Origin of the sequence: Actinophytocola sp. (assembly GCF_036555685.1) — a bacterium.
Classification (GTDB): domain Bacteria; phylum Actinomycetota; class Actinomycetes; order Mycobacteriales; family Pseudonocardiaceae; genus Actinophytocola.
In genome coordinates this window covers 1-1,793 of record NZ_DATBKY010000194.1, presented here as the reverse complement: position 1 = coordinate 1,793, position 1,793 = coordinate 1, and the positions used below count along the sequence as shown (strand labels likewise).

Genomic DNA, 1,793 nt, shown 5'->3' with positions numbered 1-1,793 from the left:
CCCGAGCGCGAGCGGAAGGTGATCGAGCTGCGGTTCGGCCTCAAGGGCGAGCAGCCCTGCACGCTGGAGGAGGTCGGCCGCGCGTTCGGCGTCACCCGCGAGCGCATCCGCCAGATCGAGAACAACACGCTGAAGAAGCTCGAGTCGCTGCCGGAGGCGCAGGGCCTGAAAGACTGCGTCTGACCAGGCGGATTTGAAGGGACAGGCTGAAGCCTGTCCCTTCTGGTTGCTGAATACACTCGCCGGGTGCTGACCGAGCTCGGTCTCTACAGGCTGCTCGGGGAGAACCCCGAGCGGACGTGGCCCGTTGCCCGCGCGATGGTGATCCCGATCGCGCGGCTGATCGTGCCCAGCTGGGGGTACGGCCACGAGCGCATGCCGGAGACGGGGGCGGCGGTGGTCGCGTCCAACCACTTCTCCGAGGTCGATCCGGTGGTCGTCGGGCTGCACAGCATGCGGACGCTCTACTACATGGCCAAGATCGAGCTGCTTTCGATCCCGATCGTGGGCGAGATCCTCCGCTGGACGGGGGCCTACGCCGTCCGGCGCGGCGAGAGCGACCGCGACGCGCTGCGGGTCGCCCGCTGGTCGGTCCAGCAGGGCCACGTGGCGGGCATCTTCGCCGAGGGCACGCGCCAGGAGCTCGGCTACCCGGGGCCCATGCACCCCGGTGCGGCGATGCTGGCGATCCAGGAGGGGGTGCCGCTCGTCCCCTGCGGGATCGACACGTTCGGCTGGAACCTGAAGAACCGGCGAATGTGCTGCATCGTCTGGGGCGAGCCGATCGAGCTCGACCTCCCGCGGACCGGCAAGGGCTACAAGGAGGGCGCCGTCGTCGTCGAGCGCGAGATCACGCGGCTCTGGCGGCAGGCGGCGCAGGCGGTCGCCGACGGTTTCCCGGAGACGCTGCCGGGCGGACTCCGTCGCAGCCGGGAGCTGGATCCGCGCATCACGTACCGGTACCCGGAGCTCGTGCCGTGGCCGGACGAGGAGTGGGCGGCAGGGCCGCTCGGGCCCGTCTACCCGAAGCGCTGACCTGACACGCGTCTGACACGGCCTTTACCTCCCCTTTGCACGCTGCTCCCAGACTCCCGTCGGAAGCGTCGACAAAGGGGGCCTGATGAGAGGCAAAGGCGTCGTCTTCATCTGTACGCTCGTCGGGATCGGTGCGGTCGCTGCCGCCGGTGCGGCCTCGGCGGGCTTCGGTTCGCAGAGCAGTGTCCGCTCGTTCGCGCGCCTGGCGGAGCGCATGGGGCCGAGCGTGACCGGTACGACTGCCGCCAGGCCGGCGCAGCTCCGCGGGGTCAACTTCGTCAGCGGCTGCCGCTTCAGCCACCGGAACGCCGACGACCCGATCGTCTATCCCGGGCAGCCCGGCAAGTCGCACGACCACACGTTCATCGGCAACGACACCACCAACGCCTTCTCGACGCTGGCCTCCCTGCAGGGGCAATCGTCGTCGTGCCGGCGCGCCGGTGACACGGCGGCCTACTGGGTGCCGACGCTCGTCTCCGCCTCCGGGCAGATGGTCCTGCCGCGGGCGGCGACGGTCTACTACCGCCGGCACACGCTTGCCCCGGTCCAGCCGTTTCCGCCCGGGTTCCGCGTGGTCGCGGGCAACTCGAAGGCGACCGGTCCGCAGGGGCTGAAGGTCACGTACTGGAACTGCGGGCCGCGGGCCGGCATCCGCCCGCAGGCGACGATCCCGACGTGCCCGAACGCCGGCCGCAAGGGCCTGGCGCTGCACGTCGCCTTCCCGGACTGCTGGGACGGGCTCAACCTCGACTCGGCCG

Annotated in this window: 3 protein-coding genes; all 3 read left to right on the top strand. The window is 70.7% G+C overall.

Annotation, left to right across the window (positions count from 1 at the left end; all coding sequences use genetic code 11):
• Positions 1-183: sigma factor-like helix-turn-helix DNA-binding protein (locus tag VH969_RS18275; RefSeq protein WP_331975728.1), on the top strand; the 183-nt coding region annotated here is incomplete at its 5' end.
• 63 nt (positions 184-246) lie between these two features.
• The gene (locus VH969_RS18270; RefSeq protein ID WP_331975726.1) at positions 247-1,035 is read left to right on the top strand and encodes a lysophospholipid acyltransferase family protein; all 789 of its coding nucleotides are present in this window, start codon (positions 247-249) and stop codon (positions 1,033-1,035) included.
• 85 nt (positions 1,036-1,120) lie between these two features.
• Positions 1,121-1,793, top strand: a 673-nt coding sequence (locus tag VH969_RS18265) for a DUF1996 domain-containing protein (RefSeq protein ID WP_331975724.1), incomplete at its 3' end; no start/stop codon positions are given.